The organism is Kitasatospora sp. NPDC033851 (assembly GCF_055576085.1).
Genome location: NZ_JBVIRL010000002.1, coordinates 652,020 through 671,544, shown reverse-complemented (window position 1 = coordinate 671,544; position 19,525 = coordinate 652,020). Strand labels below are relative to the sequence as shown.

Annotated in this window: 16 protein-coding genes and 1 tRNA gene; 14 read left to right on the top strand and 3 right to left on the bottom strand. The window is 72.1% G+C overall.

From position 1 onward, the window contains the following. From ACZ51D_RS06145 to ACZ51D_RS06130, 4 genes are all read left to right on the top strand, one after another. The gene (locus ACZ51D_RS06145; protein WP_465616680.1) at nucleotides 1-879 is read left to right on the top strand and encodes a TatD family hydrolase; all 879 of its coding nucleotides are present in this window, start codon (nucleotides 1-3) and stop codon (nucleotides 877-879) included. A 133-nt stretch (nucleotides 880-1,012) separates the two neighbouring features. Beyond that, a complete protein-coding gene (gene rsmA / locus ACZ51D_RS06140; protein ID WP_465616682.1) occupies nucleotides 1,013-1,915 on the top strand; it encodes a 16S rRNA (adenine(1518)-N(6)/adenine(1519)-N(6))-dimethyltransferase RsmA in 903 nt (300 codons plus the stop codon). After that, nucleotides 1,912-2,829 (top strand): 4-(cytidine 5'-diphospho)-2-C-methyl-D-erythritol kinase, encoded by a 918-nt coding sequence (locus tag ACZ51D_RS06135; protein ID WP_465661330.1) that lies wholly within the window; start codon nucleotides 1,912-1,914, stop codon nucleotides 2,827-2,829. The genes rsmA and ACZ51D_RS06135 overlap by 4 nt, the downstream gene beginning before the upstream one ends. Nucleotides 2,830-3,051: 222 nt before the next feature. Continuing rightward, nucleotides 3,052-4,884, top strand: a complete 1,833-nt coding sequence (locus ACZ51D_RS06130; protein WP_465616891.1) for an ABC-F family ATP-binding cassette domain-containing protein — start codon at nucleotides 3,052-3,054, stop codon at nucleotides 4,882-4,884. Between the two features lie 64 nt (nucleotides 4,885-4,948). On the opposite strand, the gene ACZ51D_RS06125 is transcribed toward ACZ51D_RS06130, so the two are convergent. After that, the gene (locus ACZ51D_RS06125; RefSeq protein ID WP_465661328.1) at nucleotides 4,949-6,865 is read right to left on the bottom strand and encodes an FUSC family protein; all 1,917 of its coding nucleotides are present in this window, start codon (nucleotides 6,863-6,865) and stop codon (nucleotides 4,949-4,951) included. 419 nt (nucleotides 6,866-7,284) lie between these two features. Between ACZ51D_RS06125 and ACZ51D_RS06120 the strand changes: the two genes are divergently transcribed. The 5 genes from ACZ51D_RS06120 to ACZ51D_RS06100 all read left to right on the top strand — a co-directional run bounded on the left by ACZ51D_RS06120 (nucleotide 7,285) and on the right by ACZ51D_RS06100 (nucleotide 13,795). Next, a complete protein-coding gene (locus tag ACZ51D_RS06120; protein WP_465661327.1) occupies nucleotides 7,285-7,746 on the top strand; it encodes a hypothetical protein in 462 nt (153 codons plus the stop codon). Nucleotides 7,747-7,789: 43 nt separating this feature from the next. Continuing rightward, on the top strand, nucleotides 7,790-9,439 hold the full coding sequence (locus ACZ51D_RS06115) for a WXG100 family type VII secretion target (protein WP_465661326.1): 1,650 nt from the start codon (nucleotides 7,790-7,792) through the stop codon (nucleotides 9,437-9,439). A 99-nt stretch (nucleotides 9,440-9,538) separates the two neighbouring features. After that, nucleotides 9,539-10,921 (top strand): type VII secretion-associated serine protease mycosin, encoded by a 1,383-nt coding sequence (gene mycP, locus ACZ51D_RS06110; RefSeq protein ID WP_465661325.1) that lies wholly within the window; start codon nucleotides 9,539-9,541, stop codon nucleotides 10,919-10,921. Nucleotides 10,922-10,967: 46 nt separating this feature from the next. Beyond that, nucleotides 10,968-12,269, top strand: a complete 1,302-nt coding sequence (gene mycP / locus ACZ51D_RS06105; RefSeq protein WP_465661323.1) for a type VII secretion-associated serine protease mycosin — start codon at nucleotides 10,968-10,970, stop codon at nucleotides 12,267-12,269. A gap of 191 nt (nucleotides 12,270-12,460) precedes the next feature. Next, nucleotides 12,461-13,795, top strand: a complete 1,335-nt coding sequence (locus tag ACZ51D_RS06100) for an MFS transporter (protein WP_465661321.1) — start codon at nucleotides 12,461-12,463, stop codon at nucleotides 13,793-13,795. 54 nt (nucleotides 13,796-13,849) lie between these two features. Here the strand turns inward: ACZ51D_RS06100 and ACZ51D_RS06095 are convergent, their stop codons facing one another. After that, nucleotides 13,850-14,446: a flavodoxin family protein gene (locus ACZ51D_RS06095; protein ID WP_465616700.1), complete on the bottom strand. Its 597-nt coding sequence runs from the start codon at nucleotides 14,444-14,446 to the stop codon at nucleotides 13,850-13,852. A gap of 202 nt (nucleotides 14,447-14,648) precedes the next feature. On the opposite strand from ACZ51D_RS06095, the gene ACZ51D_RS06090 reads away from it, so the two are divergent. From ACZ51D_RS06090 to ACZ51D_RS06070, 5 genes are all read left to right on the top strand, one after another. Beyond that, complete coding sequence (locus ACZ51D_RS06090) at nucleotides 14,649-15,128, top strand: winged helix-turn-helix transcriptional regulator (protein WP_465616702.1); 480 nt, start codon at nucleotides 14,649-14,651, stop codon at nucleotides 15,126-15,128. Nucleotides 15,129-15,266: 138 nt separating this feature from the next. Further along, nucleotides 15,267-15,339, top strand: a tRNA-Thr gene (locus tag ACZ51D_RS06085). A gap of 163 nt (nucleotides 15,340-15,502) precedes the next feature. Continuing rightward, complete coding sequence (locus ACZ51D_RS06080) at nucleotides 15,503-16,171, top strand: LuxR C-terminal-related transcriptional regulator (RefSeq protein WP_465616704.1); 669 nt, start codon at nucleotides 15,503-15,505, stop codon at nucleotides 16,169-16,171. 293 nt (nucleotides 16,172-16,464) lie between these two features. Next, complete coding sequence (galE, locus tag ACZ51D_RS06075) at nucleotides 16,465-17,427, top strand: UDP-glucose 4-epimerase GalE (RefSeq protein ID WP_360494225.1); 963 nt, start codon at nucleotides 16,465-16,467, stop codon at nucleotides 17,425-17,427. A 343-nt stretch (nucleotides 17,428-17,770) separates the two neighbouring features. Next, complete coding sequence (locus ACZ51D_RS06070) at nucleotides 17,771-18,778, top strand: LuxR C-terminal-related transcriptional regulator (protein WP_465616706.1); 1,008 nt, start codon at nucleotides 17,771-17,773, stop codon at nucleotides 18,776-18,778. Between the two features lie 187 nt (nucleotides 18,779-18,965). Here ACZ51D_RS06070 and ACZ51D_RS06065 read toward each other — a convergent pair whose 3' ends face one another. After that, a complete protein-coding gene (locus ACZ51D_RS06065) occupies nucleotides 18,966-19,463 on the bottom strand; it encodes a MarR family winged helix-turn-helix transcriptional regulator (protein WP_360494219.1) in 498 nt (165 codons plus the stop codon). Nucleotides 19,464-19,525: the final 62 nt, after the last annotated feature.

The following is a 19,525-nucleotide window of genomic DNA, read 5'->3' as shown; positions in this document are numbered from 1 at the left end:
ATGGCCGCCAAGGACGACGACCGGTCGACCCCGCCGCCGCTGCCGCAACCCCTGGCAGTGGCGGTGGCCGACTCGCACACCCACCTCGACATGCAGTCCGGCACCCCGGCCGAAGGCCTGGCCCGAGCCGCCTCCGTCGGTGTCGCCACGGTGGTCCAGGTGGGCTGCGACGTGCCCGGTTCGCGCTGGGCCGCCGAGCTGGCGGCCCAGTACGAGCAGGTGCACGCGGCCGTCGCCCTGCACCCGAACGAGGCGCCGCGGATCTTCCTCGGCGACGCGGACGGCTGGTCCGGTCAGCAGCGCAAGGCCGGCGGCGCCGCCGCCCTGGACGAGGCACTCGCCGAGATCGACCGGCTCGCCGCCCTGCCGCAGGTACGGGCGGTCGGCGAGACCGGGCTGGACTACTTCCGCACCGGGCCGGAAGGCGTCGAGATCCAGAAGGAGTCGTTCCGCCGCCACATCGAGATGGCCAAGCGGCACGGCAAGGCCCTGGTCATCCACGACCGCGACGCCCACGAGGACGTCATCGCCGTCCTGCTGGCGGAAGGCGCCCCGGAACGGACCGTCTTCCACTGCTACTCCGGCGACGCCGACATGGCCAAGACCTGCGCCCGGCACGGCTGGTACCTCTCCTTCGCCGGCCCGGTCACCTTCAAGGCCAACCAGCCGCTGCGGGACGCGCTGCTCGCCACCCCGCTCGACCGGATCCTGGTCGAGACCGACGCCCCCTTCCTCACCCCGCACCCCTACCGCGGCCGGCCCAACGCCCCGTACCTGATCCCGGTCACGGTGCGCTCGATGGCCGCCACCCTGGGGCTGCACGAGGACGAGCTGTCGGCGGCCATCGCGGAGAACACGGCGCGGGCCTTCGGGTACTGAGCGTTCGGTCGGAGTCGCCGGTCGGAGTCGCCGGTCGGCGGGGCGGTCGGCGGGGCGGTCGGCGGGCCGGTCGGAGCGCCCGGTCGGGTCCGGCGCGTCGGGGCCGGCGCCCGCGCGCCCGTATCCTTGGCGCGTGAGCACCACCGACCCCACCCCTGACAGCCACCTGCTGGGCGCCGCCGACATCCGGGAGCTGGCGGCCGCGTTCGGCGTGAAGCCGACCAAGCAGCGCGGGCAGAACTTCGTCATCGACGGCAACACCGTGCGGCGGATCGTCCGGGCCGCCGGGGTGACGGAGCAGGACGCGGTGGTGGAGGTCGGGCCGGGGCTCGGCTCGCTGACGCTCGCGCTGCTCGAGGTGGCGCGGCACGTGACGGCGGTCGAGATCGACCCGGTGCTGGCGCAGCACCTGCCGGACACCGTCGCGGCCCGGATGCCGGGCAAGGCCGACGCCTTCGACCTGGTCTTCAGCGACGCCATGGAGGTCACCGAGCTGCCCGGGCCGGCGCCCACCGCGCTGGTCGCCAACCTCCCGTACAACGTGGCCGTGCCCGTCCTGCTGCACATGCTGGCGACCTTCCCCAGCATCGAGCGGACCCTGGTGATGGTGCAGAGCGAGGTCGCCGACCGGCTCGCCGCCAAGCCGGGCAACAAGGTGTACGGCGTCCCGTCGGTCAAGGCCAACTGGTACGCCGACGTGAAGCGGGCCGGCGCCATCGGACGGAACGTGTTCTGGCCCGCCCCCAACGTCGACTCCGGGCTCGTCTCCCTGGTCCGCCACGAGCCGCCGAAGACCACCGCCAGCCGCACCGAGGTGTTCGCGGTCGTCGACGCCGCGTTCGCCCAGCGGCGCAAGACCCTGCGCGCCGCCCTGGCCGGCTGGGCCGGCTCCGCCGCCGGGGCCGAGCAGGCGCTCGCCGCCGCCGGGATCGACCACAAGCTGCGCGGCGAGATGCTGACGGTCGAGCAGTTCGCCGCGATCGCCGAGCACAAGCCGAAGGCGGGCGAGGACAAGCCGAAGGCAGGCGACGAGTGATCACCGTACGGGTGCCGGCCAAGGTCAACGTCCAGCTGGGGGTCGGCGGGCTGCGCGCCGACGGCTTCCACGACCTGGCCAACGTCTTCTTCGCCGTCGCCCTCGGCGACGAGGTCACCGCCACCCCGGGGCAGGGCGTCACCCTGACCTGCTCCGGACCGGACGCCGCCGCCGTCCCGCTCGACGACGGCAACCTCGCCGCCCGCGCCGCCCGCCTCCTCGCCGCCCACCACGGCATCGCCGACCCGGGCGTACACCTGCACATCGCCAAGGCCATCCCGGTCGCCGGCGGCATGGCCGGCGGCAGCGCCGACGGCGCCGCGGCACTGGTCGCCTGCGACGCGCTGTGGCAGCTGGACACCCCGCTCGGCACCCTGCTGGAGCTGGCCGCGGAGCTGGGATCGGACGTGCCGTTCGCCCTGCTCGGCGGCGTCGCGCTCGGCCGCGGCCGGGGCGAGATCCTCGAACCGCTGGCCGTCGAAGGCACCTTCCACTGGGTCTTCGCGGTCGCCGACGGCGGCCTGTCCACCCCCGCCGTCTTCCGCGAGTGCGACCGGCTGCGCGACGAGGCCGGCACCGGCTCCAGCGACACCGACGTCCCCACCCCCGACGCCGACCAGGCCCTGCTCGCCGCACTCGCCGAAGGCGACGCCGTCGCCCTGGCCGACGCGCTCGCCAACGACCTCCAGCCCGCCGCGCTCTCGCTGCGCCCCGCACTCGCTGACACCCTGCGGGCCGGTACCGAGGCGGGCGCCCTCGGCGCGCTGGTCTCCGGCTCCGGGCCGACCTGCGCCTTCCTCACCAAGGACGCCGACGCGGCCGCCGCCGTCGCCCAGGCCCTGCGGGCCTCCGGCACCTGCCGGACGGCGCACGCGACGTACGGGCCGGTGCCGGGGGCCGCGGTCCAGGCGTAAGGCGCTGCCGTTGTGGTGGTGCCGTGCCGCGTTGCCCGGCGCGGTGCTGCGCCGTGGCGCGGCGCTGCGGGAGCAGTGCGGTGCTGCGCCGTGGGACGGTGCCGCGGGAGCAGTGCGGTGAGGGTGTCGCCGCTGGCGCATTAGGCTGGGGAGATCGGGGTGTCCCCGAGACAGGGGCGGCGGGCCGCCCCCGCGACCGCCGAACCCTGGAGCGCAGCACACGTGGCCGTCAACCTCGCCACCATCGAGTCCGTCACGAAGGTCTACGGCACCCGCACCCTGCTGGACGCGGTCAGCCTCGGCGTCAGCGAGGGCGACCGGATCGGCGTCGTCGGCCGCAACGGCGACGGCAAGACCACCCTCATCCGGATGCTCGCCAAGCTGGAGGAACCCGACAGCGGCCGCATCACCTGGAACGGCGGCCTCGAGCCGGCCGTCCTCACCCAGCACGACTCGCTCGACCCGAAGGCCACCATCCGGCACGAGGTGATCGCCGACCGGGCCGACCACGAGTGGCTCGGCGACGCCCGGATCCGCGACATCATCGAAGGCCTCTTCGGCGGCCTCGACCTGCCCGGCTTCGCCGACGGCCTCGACACCGTCATCGGCCCGCTCTCCGGTGGCGAACGCCGCCGGATCGCCCTCGCCAAGCTGCTGCTCGGCTCACCCGAGCTGATCATCCTGGACGAGCCCACCAACCACCTCGACGTCGAGGGCATCAACTGGCTCGCCGAACACCTGCAGAAGCGCCGCTCCGCGCTGGTCTGCGTCACCCACGACCGCTGGTTCCTCGACCAGGTCAGCACCCGCATGTGGGACGTCCAGCAGGGCGAGGTGCACGAGTACGAAGGCGGCTACTCCGACTACGTCTTCGCCCGCGCCGAACGCTCCCGGATCGAGGCCGTCGAAGAGCAGAAGCGCCAGAACCTGGCCCGCAAGGAACTCGCCTGGCTGCGCCGCGGCGCCCCCGCCCGCACCTCCAAGCCGCGCTACCGCATCGAGGCGGCCAACGCGCTGATCGCCGACGTGCCGGACCCGCGTGACAAGTCCGAGCTGATGAAGTTCGCCAACGCGCGCCTCGGCAAGACCGTCTTCGAGCTGGAAGACGTCACCGTCAAGGCCGGCCCGAAGCTCCTGCTGGAGAACCTCACCTGGCAGCTCGGCCCCGGCGACCGGATCGGCCTGCTCGGCGTCAACGGCGCCGGCAAGACCTCGCTGCTGCGCGCCATGCGCGACGCGTACGCGAGCGAGGGCGACGTGCAGCCCGCGTCCGGCCTCATCAAGGTCGGCAAGACCGTGCGGCTCGCCTACCTGTCCCAGGAAGTCGTCGAGCTCGACCCGACGACCCGGGTGCTGCAGGCCGTCGAACAGGTCCGCTCGCGCGTCGACCTCGGCAAGGGCCGGGAGATGAGCGCCGGCCAGCTGTGCGAACAGTTCGGCTTCGGCAAGGACAAGCAGTGGACGCCGGTGGGCGACCTGTCCGGCGGCGAGCGCCGCCGCCTCCAGCTGCTGCGGCTCCTGATGGACGAGCCCAACGTGCTGTTCCTGGACGAGCCGACCAACGACCTGGACATCGAGACGCTCAACCAGCTCGAAGACCTGCTCGACGGCTGGCCCGGCTCGATGATCGTCATCAGCCACGACCGCTTCTTCATCGAGCGCACCACGGACGTCGTCCACGCGCTGCTCGGCGACAAGAAGATGCGGATGCTGCCGAACGGCGTGGACGAGTACCTGGAGCGGCGGGCACGGATGGCCGCCCAGGCCGCCGCCGTCGCCGCCCAGGCCGCTCCTGCCGCGGCCTCGTCGGCCGCCGGGGCCGACGCCGCTTCCGGGCTGTCCGGCGGCGACCTGCGCGCCGCCAAGAAGGAGATGCAGAAGCTGGAGCGGCAGATCGCCAAGCTGGACCAGAAGGAATCCAAGCTGCACGCCCAACTCGCCGAGCACGCCGCCGACTTCTCCAAGGTCGCCGAACTGGACACGCAGCTGCGCGCGGTCCGGGAGGAGAAGGAGGAGCTGGAGCTGAGCTGGCTGGAGCTGGCCGAGCACGTCTGACCTCGCGGTTCGGCGCCGGTCGCGGTTCGGCGCCGGTCGGGGTTCGGTGCCGGTCGGGGTTCGGCTAGTCGCTCGCCAGAAGCGTTTCGAGTTCGTCCGCCGCACGGCCCAGCGCGCTGAGCGTGGGGTCGTGCGGCGTGGTCGGGCGATCCGTCGGTGCGGTTGGTCCGCTCGGCGCGGTCGGGTCGTCCGACGGTGCGGCCGGCGGACGGTGCGCGCGGGCAGCGGCGGTCAATTCGTCCAGCGCCCGGCGGACCCGATCGACCTCAGCCGGATCCGGCACCCGGCCGCCGAACCGGATCTGCGCCGCGAACGCCGCCACCGCACCACCCAGCCGCTCCAGCGCCGCCGTCGCCGGCAGCCACCGCTCGGCCGGCCGACCCAACGGCGGCGGCTCGACCAGCCCCTGCCGCACCTCCTGCCGGGCATCCGCCAACGCCCGGTAAGCCGTCCGGCGCAGCCACACCTGGGCCCGATCGGCGCGACCGGCAGCCACCGCGTCGAGATAGGCCCGCAACGCCGTCGTCGCCTCCACCAGCCGGGGCTCGATCCGATGGCGCGGGCGCTCCGGCCACAACAGGTACCCGAAGAGCAGGACGATCGCACTGGCCACGACCGAGTCCAGGACGCGAGGCCAGAACTCCGCCGCACCGCTCCCGCCGCCGAGTTGCAGCAGGACCAGCGCCATCGGCGTCATCACCACGGTGTTCAGCCCGTAGTGCGCCGCCGTGGCATACGGCAACAGGGCCACGCACAGCACGGCCACAGCGGTCAGCGCCCACTCCTCGGTGGTCAACACCAGCAGCGCCGCCGCCACCGCCACCCCCAGCACCGTGCCCACCGAACGGCTCACCGCCCGCAGAAACACCGAACCGAGATCCGGCTTCAGGACGAAAGCGATCGTCATCGGCACCCAGTAGCCCTTGCTGAGCGGATAGTTGGCCGTCACCGCCGAGCCGACCGCGATACACAGCGCGACACGCAGCCCGTACCGGACCGACGCCCCCGACAACAGCCGCACCCGCAGCACCTGCAGTTGTCGGCGCACGGGCGCGGGCGCGACATCGAGCCGCGCGTCACGGCCGGCCACCCAATCGGCAGCGGCCCGCAGAGCCACGTCCAAGGCCTGCCGGGCCGGCGTATCCGGCCGCCACCCGGGAACCGCGACCTCACCGCCACCCCGCCGCACGGCAGCCGCCAGACGACCCGGCACCCCGGCGACCTCCGGCGGCACCGGGCGCCGCGCCCACAACAGGCCAGTCGCCGCCTCGGTGACCGCCAGAGCGGCCTCGTACCCGCGAGCGACAGAAGGGCTCCCGCCAGGGAGGAGATCCTGCAGCTGGTTCAGACAGGCCGTCAACGCCTGGCGCGAGGCAGCCGCCCGCGACGTGCCCACGTCGGCCAAGGTGCGGCCCAGCGCCTCGTACACGGCAGCCAGCGCCCGACTGCGCGGATCAGCCCCCGGCCGGCCCGGCACCCCCACCGGCAACCCCAGCAACACCACCAACCCCGCACCGACCAACACCATCGGCGCCGCCGCCCACCACGGCCCCGGCAGCGGCATCCCGCTCCCCAACGCGGCCGACACCAACAGCAACAACCCCGCCGCCGACCCACGCGGACCCGTCGCACTCACAACCCCGGAAACGAAACCGGTCAACGTCAGCGCGGCCCCCAGAACGAGGCCGTCCGCATCGGCCCGCTGAAGACCCGTACCGACCAGCATGCCCAGCGCGGAAGCCGACACCGCGACCCCGATCCGCCCCGCCCGCAGCCACGACGGCTCAACCCGATCGTTCATCGTCGCGTGCATCGCACCGAGCGCCGCGAACACCCCCAGATCCAGCCGATGCACCGACAAGCCCACCACCAACGGCACCGCCACACCCACCGCCGCCCGGGACATCAACACCCACGGCAACGGCGACCACACCGGCCGCGCGGCACGAGCCCACCAGGGAACGGCCTTCGGAGAACCCATGCGAACACGTCCGTCCTGCGGCCTTGAGTCGCTGCTGTGCGACATTGCGCGGCAGATGGGGCGTACCGGTTCAGTCTACCCAGCGGCCGGGACGGCAGGCTGTACGTGTCAAGTTCGTACCGATCGCGTACGGGCCGGCCAAGGTCCCTGCCAGTCCGACAGGGGTGGTGGCTACGATGACGGAGGCGAAAACCGCCCACAGGGCGGTCGGTTCGCCGACCAGAACGGTACGACGACGGCACGACCCAGAAGTTGACGGTGTGTTGCGGCACGGACCACCCGGGACGCCCCGGGCAGCCGGCCGTACGGGGGAGAGGTGAACTGCTGTGGCAGAGGGTGACGGACAGGGGACGGGCACGAACCCCGCAGGGACGAACCCTGCCGGGACCAGCCCGCCGGCCGCTGGTGGAACGTACACATTGCCCGCCAACCCGAAGATGTACGGCCCGACCATCAGTGAGTCGCAGACGTACGGCGACGCCAACGACCTGGTTGCCGCCTTCGGCAAGCAGAACGTCAAGGTCGAGCTGGGTACGCTCACCGAGTTCGCGAAGAAGGTCGATGCGCTGCTGCAGGTCATGGAGGGCTCGGCGGCGGCTCCGTACAAGCTTCAAGAGCAGAAGCTCACCGGACAGAGCTTCGCCAGCGAGCAGTTCGCGGAGGCCACGGCGCTGACCTCCGCCTACGAGAAGGTGCACGCCCAGCTCGTCCAGCTGCACAAGGATTTTGCGGCCCAGATCCAAGCGATGCAGACGGCGGTTTCGAAGACGGCAAGCAACTACGCGGCCAACGAGGACGACACGACGGCCGCGCAGAACGCGGTCGCCAAGAAGACGGATGTCGCCGCGCCGACGTCGGGGTCGAACGACATCAAGTACTGATGGCGGCCTGGGGAGAGTCCTACGGGGAGACGGGGAGCAAGTAGTGTCAGCCGGAACGAACTTCGAGAGCATCGATCACGCCCACCTGCGGAAGATGGTGGACAGCACCGACCCGACGACGGTCCTGAGCCGCGGCACCCAACTGCAGGCGGCCGGACGGGTGCTGAAGGAGCTGAGTGCGGCGCTCAAGGCGCATGTCGGCGGGGTCACCTGGGAAGGCCCGGCCGCCGAGCACTTCAAGACCTGGGCAAGCAACCTGCAACAGTCGGCACAGATCATCGGCGACCACGCCGCGACCGCCGGCGACGCGATGCACCAGGCCGGTGAGGCGCTCAGCACCGCCAAGGTCGCCGTGCCGGAGCCGCCGCAGACGCAGATCGACGCGGTCGCCAAGCGCAACTCGCAGACGGTCTACATGCCGTCGAGCGTGCAACTCGCCGTCGGCCAGTCCGTTGACGACTACATGTACTCCGTCAACAAGAACTGGGTCACTGCGACCCAGGCCGCGCAGGCCCAGGCGACGATCGCCAAGGAGCACCAGGAAGCCGTTCTCCAGATGGAGAAGCTGGCACAGGCGTACACCGCGGCGACGACGACCCTGAACGGGATTCCCTCCGACGTGGTGCTGCCGGGGACGCCTGGTTCGAACAGTCGGGACGACACCTCGAACTACCCCGTGGGTGGAGGCTCCGGTGGTACCGGCGGCTCCGGGGGATCGCGTCGCATGCCCCGTTCGAGTGGTGGAAGCGTCGGCGGCGGCAATGGGTCGTCCGGCGGTGGTTATGGCAGTGGCTCGGTCACCCCGTACAACCCGGGATCGGGATCCACTGGTCCGTCCGGCCCGGGTCACACCCCCCCGACCCCTCCGCATGGTGGCGGCCAGGTTCCGCCCGCGCCGCAGGACCCGGGCTCCTCGATCCCGCCGTCCCACCCGTCGGACCCGGTCAACCGTCCGGGCACCGGCCTGGACAGCCTGCCGACCGCGCCGACTCAGACCGGCCCGTCCGGCCCCGGCGGTGGCCCCCTGCCGACTGGCGGACCGACCACCACCCCGACCTACCCGAGCGGCCCCAACGGCCCCGGTGGCGGGCCCAACGGCCCCGGTGGGGGTCCGATGCCCGGCTTCCCGGTCGGGCCTGGTGGCGGTTCGGTTCAGGCCAAGGGCGGTGGCCCCGGCTACCTCCCTGGCAAGGGTGGCAGCGTCAGCCCTCGCACGCCGTTGGCCGGCCAGACTCCGGGCAAGAGTGGGACTCCGGGGCTTCCCTCCGGGACGGTCTTCGGCCCCCGCGAAGCGGGGCCGGGCGGCGGCCGGGTCGGCGGACAGAACAGTGCGAACGGCATGGGCATGCACCCCGGCATGGGAGGCGGCCACGGCGGCGCCGTCGGTGCGGGCGGCAGCTCGCGTGGCCGGGGCCTGGCCTCGACCACCGGTGGCGCGGTCGGCGGCCGCAAGGGACCGACCGCCGGTGGAGAGTTCACCCCCGGCGGCACGGGCCTGCGCAACCGCGCCGCCGCAGCGGGAGCCGCCGAGGGCGGTGCCCGGCCCGGGCAGAACGGCATGATGGCCCCGGGCGCGGCGGGCCACGGTAGCCGGAAGGAACGGGACCGCCGCAACCGCGCGGACTACCTTCACGAGGACGAAGAGACCTGGACGAGCGGTACGCCGCACAGCAACCCGGACGTGGTTGAGTAGGACGGCAACGACTGCCCGGCCACTGGGCTCTCCCAGTGGCCGGGCAGGCTTGTTCGGGGCACGCTTCCCGGTCGGTGGAGAAAGTGACGAGGAGTGGTGATGGGGCGGACGGACACGCGCATGCGTTGGCGAGCGGCAGCTGCGGCGCTTCTGGCGGCGGGAGTCGTGGTCGGCCCGGTCGCAGCACCGGCGGTTGCCGATGGCCCGATCCGTGATGACCAATGGCATCTGGATGCCATGCACGCCCCGGAGATGTGGAAGGTCTCAAAAGGGGAAAACGTCACCGTTGCGGTGATCGACAGCGGATTCAAGCTGGACCACCCGGATCTGGCCGGACAGTTCCTTCCGGGGAAGGACTTCAGCGGAAGCCAGGGTGGTGTCGGATCCTATGCCGAGGGCCACGGCACGCAGATGGCCAGCCTCATTGCGGGCACCGGGAAATCGGATGGTGGCAAAGGGGCCTACGGCCTTGCCCCTGGCGCCAAGATCCTTCCTCTGAAGATCGCCAACGGATCCGAGCGGTCGGTGATTTCGGCTGACTTCCTGGACCAGATCGGGCAGGCCGTGACGTATGCGGTCGAGCAGGGCGCCAAGGTCATCAACATTTCGCAAGGGACCGCTGCCGTCACGACTTCCTCGGCGGATGTGGAGAAGCTCAACAAAATCCTGGCGGGAGCTCGGGCGAAGGGATCGCTGGTGGTCGCCAGCGTCGGAAACTCTGCCGAGCAGGGGAATATCGTCGAATACCCGGGTGCCCTTCCCAATGTGGTTGGAGTGGGGGCCTCTGACCGGAACGGCACGGTGACTTCCGAGTCCGAACGCGGACCGCAGGTTGCACTTGTGGCCCCCGGTATGGACATGATCGAGGCCTGCACAGGCCCCACTGGGTACTGTAAAAGCCACGGCACGTCGGACTCGACAGCCCTGGTCTCCGCCTCGGCGGCGCTGGTGTGGTCGGTGCATCCGACCTGGACGGCGAACCAGGTCCTGCGGGTCCTAATCAAGACAGCCGGTAAGCCGGCCAACGGCGCGGATCGTACCGACAGTGCGGGATACGGCGCGGTGCGGCCGCGCATTGCGTTGACGGATCCGGGCGATCCCGGTCCGGCGGATGTGTCGCCGATTCCCGTTGCGACGGCCGTGCCTCCGGCCGCCCCGTCGGCTTCGGCGAGTGTGTCCGCTCCTGTGTCGTCGGCGCCGAGCCCGGCTGCGAGTCCGACGGACGTGGCCGTTGGCGCTCCGTCGGCGCAGCCGAAGGCTGATGGGTCGTCCGGGTCGGGCAGCGCGCTTCCGGTCGTGGCTGCTGTGGTGGCCGGGTTGGTGTTGGTGGCCGGGGTGGTGTTCGTGGTGGTGCGGCGGCGGAAGTCGGCTGGGGAGCCCGGGGTTCAGGTGCCGACGGTGCCGGCGCAGCAGCCGATGCCGCCGGTTCCGCCGTCGTATCAGCCGCCGGTGCCTCCGGGGGACAACCCGTACGCGAAGTAGTTCAGGCCGTCTTGTGTGGTGGGGGGACCGGGTGGAGAGCCGCTGGATGTGGGTGCGGCGGCTTGTGGCCGCTGGGATTGCGAGCTTCTGCGTGGCGGGGGTTGCGGTGGTGCCGGCCGTTGCGGATGGCTCGATCCGAGCCGATCAATGGCATCTGGATGCCATGCACGCCCCGGAGATGTGGAAAGTTACAACGGGGCAGAATGTCACCGTTGCGGTGATCGACAGCGGTTTCAAACTGGATCACCCGGATCTGGCGGGGAAGTTTCTGCCGGGCAAGGACTTCAGTGGAAGTTCAGGGGGAGTCGGATCCTACATAAAGGGGCATGGCACGCAGATGGCCGGCCTCATTGCCGGGACTGGTAAAGCCAACGGCGGGAAGGGTGCCTACGGCCTGGCCCCTGGTGCCAAGATCTTGCCGCTTAAGATTGCGAATGGCGACGAGGGATCGGTACTCGAGGCCGACTTCATGGCGCAGATCGGACAGGCTGTCACCTATGCGGTCGAGCAGGGGGCCAAGGTCATCAATATCTCGCAGGGGACGAATGCGGTTCTGGTGTCCCCTGAAGATGTCGAGAAGCTGAACAAGGTCTTGGCCTGGGCGAGGGCCAAGGGCGCCCTTGTGGTCGCCAGCGTCGGAAACGAGGCGCAGTCCGGGAATCCAATTGACTACCCGGGAGCGCTGCCCAACGTGGTTGGAGTAGGTGCGGCCGATCGGAACGGGACAGTTACCGCCGAGTCGGAGCACGGCCCGCAGGTCACTCTCATCGCGCCCGGTATGGACATGATCGCGTCCTGTACCGGTGCGACCGGCTACTGCAAGGGGCACGGCACGTCCGATGCGACGGCCATGGTTTCGGCCTCGGCGGCGCTGGTGTGGTCGGTGCACCCGGACTGGACGGCGAATCAGATTTTGCGGGTGCTCATCAACACGGCTGGGAAGCCGAACGATGGATCCAATCGCAATGATGACACCGGATACGGAATGGTCCGGCCTCGGATTGCCTTGACGTCTCCCGGCGATCCGGGCCCGGCGGCCGAGTCACCGCTTCCGGCTGACGTGGCCTCGCCGTCTGCCGTCCCATCCGCCACTGCGAACTCGTCTGCCCGCCCCTCGTCGGTGCCGAGTCCCACCGAGAGCCCGACGGACGTGGCCGTTGGTGCGCCGTCGGAGCAGCCGAAGGCTGATGGGTCGTCCGGGTTGGGCGGCGCGCTTCCGATTGTGGCTGGTGTGGTGGCCGGGTTGGTGCTGCTGGCCGGGGTGGTGTTCGTGGTGGTGCGGCGGCGGAGGTCAGCGGGGGAGCCCGGGGTTCAGGTGCCTCCGGGGGACAACCCGTACGCGCGGTAGGCCGGGAACCGGCTTGTGTTCGCCCGGTCGCTGGTGTTGTCGGCGGCCGGGCGGCGCTGTTTTCGGGTGGGATTGCGCGTCCGGCTGGGGTGGTGGGGGAGTGCGGCTCGGGCGTGGGGTTGGTGGGTGTGCGCCGGGGTCACTCGGGTGGGGGCTGGTGGGGGTGGGGGCGGGGTGGTGAGGGTGGTGGTATGGACGCGGAGGGTGCTTGGCGGGTAGGGCAGTTGCGGCGGGCGGCGGCTGCGGCGTTGATCGGGACGGCGATCGAGTTCTACGACTTCTTCATTTACGGGACGGCTGCCGCGTTGGTGTTCGGGCCGGTGTTCTTTCCCGGGTTGGGCGCGGTGGGGGCGCTGTTGGCGGCTTTCTCGGTGTACGCGGTGGCGTTCTTGGCCCGGCCGTTGGGGGCGGTGGTGTTCGGGCACTTCGGGGACCGGGTGGGGCGGAAAACGACGTTGGTGGTGTCGCTGTTGTTGATGGGGTTGGCGACGGCGGCGGTGGGGGTGTTGCCGGGGTTCGCGGCCTGGGGGTGGTGGGCGCCGGTGGTGTTGGTGGTGCTGCGGGTGTGCCAGGGCGTCGGGTTGGGTGGGGAGTGGGGTGGGGCGGCGTTGCTGATCGCGGAGAATGCGCCGGCGGAGCGGCGGGGGCGTTACGGGGGGTTTCTGCAGTTGGGGCCGACGTGCGGGTTCGTGTTGGCGAACGGGGTGTTCCTGGCGCTTCAACTCGGGCTGGATGAGCGGGCGTTCCGCGCGTGGGGCTGGCGGGTGCCGTTCTTGGCCTCGTTCGCGCTGGTCGTGGTGGGGTTGTTCGTGCGGCTGCGGATCGAGGAGTCGCCGCTGTTCCGGTCGGCTGGGCGCGGGGAGCGGGCGCCGGTGCTGGAGGTGGTGCGTGAGCACTGGCGTCCGGTGTTGGCGGGCGGCGGGGCGATCACGATGGGGTACGCGCTGTTCTACCTGACCACGACGTATTCGCTGGCGTACGCGACCTCGGGGCTCGGGGTGGCGAGCACGGTGGTGCTGACGATGCTGCTGGTCGGTGCGGTGGGCATGGCGGGGATGGTGTGGCTGAGTGCCTCGCGCAGTGACCGGTGGGGGCGGCGGCGGACGTTGGGGTGGGCGACGGGCCTTGCGGTGGGCTGGTCGCTGGTGCTGTTCCCGCTGTTGGAGACGGTGAGCCGGTCGCTGATGTTCGTCGGGCTGGCGGGTGCGATGGTGGTGTTGGGCTGCATGTTCGGGCCGGTGGCGGCGTTCCTGCCGGAGTTGTTTCCGACCCGGGTGCGGTACACGGGCGCCGCGTTGACGTACAACCTGGGTGGCGTGATCGGCGGTGCGGCGACGCCGCTGGTGGCGACGCGGTTGACCGGGGTGTACGGGACGGCGGAGCCGGTGGGCTGGTACCTGGCGGGGCTGGGCGCGCTGGCCCTGGGGTGTTTGCGGCTGCTGCCGGAGACGACCGGGGCCGAGCTCGGGGCGGTGGACGGCGGACGCCGCCGGGCGCCCCGGTGGGGGGCGGATCCGGCGGCGTAGGCCGTGGCGTTGGTGTTGGCGCGGTGCAGGTGTGGCGTGGGCGCGGCGGAAGGGTCAGCCGGCCAGGGCGGCCCGGCCGGCCAGGACCACGGCGGTGTGCTCGGTGACGCGGGCGCCCAGGTGCTCGGCGGTCGCGATGTCGGCCTTGTGGACGGCCTCCGGGCCGGCGTCGGACGGGGAGGAGGCGGCGGCGCCGCTGAAGAAGCCGAGGCGGTTGAGGTCGTTCTCGGAGGCGGTGGTGGCGTTCCAGCCGGGCTTGAGGCCGAGGTTGACCCAGCTCATGCCGTGCTGGGCGGCGAGGGTCTGGAAGAAGCCGAGGGTGCCCGCCTTGTCGCCGCTCTTGGAGGCGGAGTTGGTGAAGCCGGCCGCGACCTTGTCCTTCCAGGCGTCGGTGAACCAGCGCTTGCTGGTGGCCTCGGCGAAGACGTGGAAGGCGCCGGAGGCGGTGCCCATGTAGGTGGGGGAGCCGAAGACGATCGCGTCGGCGGCGTCCAGCTGGGCCCACTGCTCCTCGGTGATGGTGTCGACGGCGATCGAGACGACCTCGGCACCTGCGTCGGCGGCGCCGCGGGCGACGGCCTCGGCGATCACGGCGGTGTGGCCGTAGCCGGAGTGGTAGGCGAGGGCGATGGTCGGACGGATGGCGGTCATGCGGGCACTCCAGGGAGGGGTCGGGCGTGGGCCGGCGGGAGCCGGCCCGAAGGCGTGGGGACAGAAGTGGGGACAGGCGCGCGGACGGACGTGGGGCAGGTCGAGGTGAGGCGGCCCCGGGCCGTCTGCGGTCTCCAATATAGACCAGGTCTCTATTGGTTACCAAGGGTGGATTGGAGACCGCAGGGCTACTCTGGATGGCATGACGACCGAGGAAGCGACCCGGGCCCGGGCGGGGCAGCACGAGGAGCAGCGGGCGTGGCACGAGCCGGCGGAGCGGGACGAGCCGGCGGGGCAGGACGGGTCGGCGGAGGAGGAGTACGACGTCTTCGGCCGGCTCTGTCCCAGCCGCGAGGTGTTCGCCGAGCTGGCCGACAAGTGGTCACTGCTGATTCTGATGAGCCTCGCCGCCTGCGGGCCGCAGCGCTTCTCCGAGCTCCAGCGCGGGGTCGGCGGGGTCAGTCGCAAGATGCTCACCCAGTCGCTGCGCAACCTGGAGCGCAGCGGCCTACTGCTCCGCACGGTCTTCCCGGAGACGCCGCCGCGGGTGGTCTACGACCTGCTGCCGCTCGGCCGCGAACTGGCCGAGCTGGTCACGCCGCTCGGCCGGTGGACGGAGCACCGCACCGGGCAGATGATGGCGGCCCGCGAGGAGTTCGACGCGGCCCACGCCGACGGCTGAGGTCGCGGGAGGGGCGCGGAGGAGGTGGAGAGGGGCCCGGGTGCCGCCGGTCGGGGGCCGGCCGGGGCCGATTTCCCTTCCGGGCCGGCGGCCGTGTAATGTCTTCCTTGTTCGACCGGCCCGGTGAAAACCCGGCAAGCCCCTATAGCTCAGTCGGTAGAGCGTCTCCATGGTAAGGAGAAGGTCTGCGGTTCGATTCCGCATGGGGGCTCAACTGGAAGACCCTCGCCTCTGGCGGGGGTCTTTCGCGTTTCCGCTGACAGTCGATGCACGACGGGCTGGCGAGTCGGGTACGGAATGCGCTGTGATGGTGCGTCATCGGCCGCCCGCCCGACGGGTACGGGCGTGAGCCGGACCCCGACCGGGAGGGCGTCATGGGCGTTCGACTCGTGGTGGTGGACGACCATCGGCTGCTGGCCGAGGCGTTGGCGACCGCGCTGCAGCTGCGCGGTCACCGGGTGCTCGCGGTGGGCTCCCCGGCGGGTGTCGCCGCCGACCTGGTGGCCGGACGTCGGCCCGAGGTCTGTCTGCTGGGGGTAGCCGCGCCTGGGGAGCCGGGCGCCTTCGACGGGCTGCGCCGGATTCGCCGGGAGCGTCCCGAGGTGGCCGTGATCGTGCTCGGACCGGTGGGTGAACTGCGGGGCGTGGCCGGGGCGTTCGCGGCCGGCGCGGCGGGGTACGTACCCAGCGACGAGCGGATCGAGGTGGTCGAGCGGGCCATCGGACGGGCCCGGGCGGGCGAGGCCGCGGTCGGGGTGGACATCCTGCGCGGGGCCTTCGACCAACTGCTGCGTCCGGCGCCCGAACCGGACGACGAGGCCGTCCGGTTGCTGCGGCTGCTGACCCGGCGTGAGGTGCAGGTGCTGTCCCGGATCGCGGACGGTGAGGACACCGCCGCGATCGCCGCCGGGATGCGGATCGCCGCCAGCACCGCCCGGACGCACGTCCAGCGGGTGCTGATGAAGCTCGGCGCGCGGACCCGCCTGGAGGCGGCCGCGGTGGCGGCGCGTACCGGCCTGCTGGAGCGGATGTCCGGCGGCTGAGGGGGCGCGGGAAGGCAGCGGGGGAGGCGGAGGCGCAAGCCCTCGGGGAAGCCGGAGGTGAAGACGTCGGGAAAGCCAGAGGGCAAGCCCCGAGGAAGCCGGAGCGCAAGCCGCCTTGGCAGCGACTGGGCGCGGCCGGGATGTCCGGCGGCTGAGGAGTTGGTGAAGAGCCTGCGAGCGGCCACCCGCGTGGTCGGGAGCACCCCGGCGGATTGGGAGAATGGCCTCAGTCCTACGCATTCCTTCGATGGCCCCGCCGACCGCGCGGACCATCGCCCGCTGGAGGTCTCAACATGAGTAAGTACCTGGTCACGGGTGGCGCCGGCTACGTCGGCAGCGTGGTGGCCGCCCACCTGCTGGAGGCGGGGCACCAGGTGACCGTCCTGGACGACCTCTCGACCGGCTTCCGCGAGGGCGTTCCGGCCGGTGCCGAGTTCGTCGAGGGCCGGATCCAGGAGGCCGGCAAGGTGCTGGACGGCTCCTTCGACGGCGTGCTGCACTTCGCCGCCTCCTCGCAGGTCGGCGAGTCGGTCGTGGACCCGGAGAAGTACTGGCGCAACAACGTGGCCGGCTCGCTGGAGCTGATCAGCGCGATGCGCGCGGCGGGCGTGCGCAAGCTCGTCTTCTCCTCCACCGCCGCCACCTACGGCGAGCCGGAGGCCGTGCCGATCGCCGAGACCGCCCGTACCGCGCCGACCAACACCTACGGCGCCACCAAGCTCGCCGTGGACCACCTGATCACCAGTGAGGCCGTCGCGCACGGCCTGGCCGCCGTCTCGCTGCGCTACTTCAACGTGGCCGGTGCGTACGGTGCGTACGGTGAGCGGCACGACCCCGAGTCGCACCTGATCCCGCTGGTCTTCCAGGCCGCGCTCGGGCAGCGCCCGCACATCGCGGTGTACGGCGACGACTACCCGACCCCGGACGGCACCTGCATCCGCGACTACATCCACGTCGCGGACCTGGCCGACGCCCACCTGCTGGCGCTGGACGCCGCCAAGCCGGGCGAGCACCTGATCTGCAACCTGGGCAACGGCAGCGGCTTCTCGGTGCGCGAGGTGATCGAGTCGGTCAAGCGTGTCACCGGCCGGGAGATCCCGGTGCAGGTCGCCGACCGTCGCGCCGGCGACCCGGCGGTGCTGGTGGCCTCGGCCGCCCGCGCCCACGAGGCGCTGGGCTGGACCCCGCGCCGCCCGAACCTGGACGACATCGTCGCTGACGCCTGGAAGTTCACCCTGGAGAAGAACGGCCGGTAGGCCTGCCGGCCCATCGGCCTCCCGCGAGGCCCGGCAGCCCGCCGGACACCAGCAGTAGCCGCCCGCCGCGGGCGCCGCACCCGGACCGTACGGGAGCGGCGCCCGGAGTGGCGGAGCACCGGCCGGAGCGCAAGTCCAGTCACGTACGCACCTTCTGACGAAACTTCACCAAATCGCCACGAGGGCGTTTCCCGACCCCGTACGCTGAACGCGGTACCGGTGGGGGCCGGCGCCCTTTCGATCTCACCGGCCACCGGTGGGCGGGCGGAGCGGCGGGTCCGAACGCGGACGCCGGGCCGATCCCCGCTTCCCGGCTCGGGCGGTCTGAGCAGGGGGAGGGACGATGGGTCGGATTCGCGTCCTGGTGGTCGACGACCACCGGATCTTCGCCGAAGCACTGGCCGCGGCGCTCGCCGCCGAGCCCGACGTGGAGGTGGGTGCGGCCGGCAGTGCGGCCGCCGCCGAGCGGGCGCTGGAGCGCGCCGCCGCCGAGGGCCGGGTCTACGACGTGGCGCTGATCGACGCCGACCTCGGGGCCGGCGGGGGCGGAGCGGTCGGGCCGCCCGGGGCGGCCCCGCCGACGGCCCGCCGACGGCCCGGCGCGGAGCCCGGCGAGGAGGCCCGGCGCCGGGCGGTCCCGCCCGTGCCGCCGCCACGACGGCCGCCCGTACCGCCAGGGGTGCTCTCCCCGCTGGTGTCCCCGTTGTCGTCCGCGGTGCCGGGCGCGCCACCGGCCGGCGCCCGCCAGTCGGCCGACCCGCTCCGCGCCGACCGCCTCCGGGCAGATCAGCTCCGGGCCGACCAGCTCAGACCCCCCGCCCCGCCGCCCGACGGCATCACCCTGCTCGCCCGCCTCCGCCGCGCCCACCCCGGGTTGCGCGCCGTCGTGCTGGCCACCGCCGACGATCCGCACCGCGCCGCCCGGGCCCTGCACGCGGGCGCCACCGGCTGGGTGGCCAAGGAGAGTTCACTGGCCCGGCTGCTCGCGGTGGTGCGGGGCGTGCTGCGGGACGAGACGCATCTGCCGCCCGCGCTGCTCACCGGGGTGATCCGCGAACTGACCACCGCCCGACGGGACCGCACCGAGAGCGAGCGGCTGGTGGACACCCTCACCCCGCGGGAGAAGCAGATCCTGCGCTGCATGGTCGCGGGCCTGGGTCGGCAGGCGGTCGCGGAGCGGCTCTACCTGTCGCCGCACACCGTCCGGACGCACATGCAGAACGTGCTCGGCAAGCTCGGGGTGCACTCCACGCTGGCCGCCGTCGCGGTCGCCCGCCGGGCCGGGGTCAGCCCCGCCGAGCCGGTCGCGCCGCCGCCGCCGTCCGTGGCGGCCACCGTCGAGCGGCCGTGACGCCAGGCCGTGACGCCAGGCCGTGACGCCAGGCCGTGACGCCAGGCCGTGACGCCAGGTCGTGACGCCAGGTCGTGACGCCAGGTCGTGACGCCAGGCCGTGACGCCAGGCCATGACGCCTGGTCGTGATGCCTGGTCGTGACGCCTGGCCATGTCGCCTGGTCGTGACGCCCGCCCGGTCGCGGTTCAGCCCGGGATGTTGTCGAACGGGGAGATCAGCAGCCGCAGCAGCGTGGCGAGTTCGGTCTGCTGGCCGGAGGTGAGCTGGGCGAGCAGTTCGCGCTCGTGCGCGAGCAGTCCGGCGAGTGCCTGGTCGGCGCGGTCGCGGCCGTCGTCGGTGAGCCGGACCAGCACGCCGCGCCGGTCGTCCGGGTCGGGCAGTCGCTTGACCAGGCCCTTGCCGGTGAGCCGGTCGATCCGGTTGGTCATGGTGCCGGAGGTGACCAGGGTCTGGGTGAGCAGTTGCCCGGGGGAGAGCTGGTACGGGGAGCCGGCCCGCCGCAGGGCGGTCAGGACGTCGAACTCCCAGGGCTCCAGGCCGTGCTCGGCGAAGGCGGTGCGGCGGGCGCGGTCCAGGTGCCGGGCGAGCCGGCTGACCCGGCTGAGCACCTCGAGCGGTTCCACGTCGAGGTCGGGGCGCTCCCGGCGCCACGCTGCGACCAGCCTGTCGACCTCGTCCTCCATGACGATCAGTGTATCGGTGGATGTGTCGATGTGAAGTCTCTTGACATCGAGAAATGTGCCAG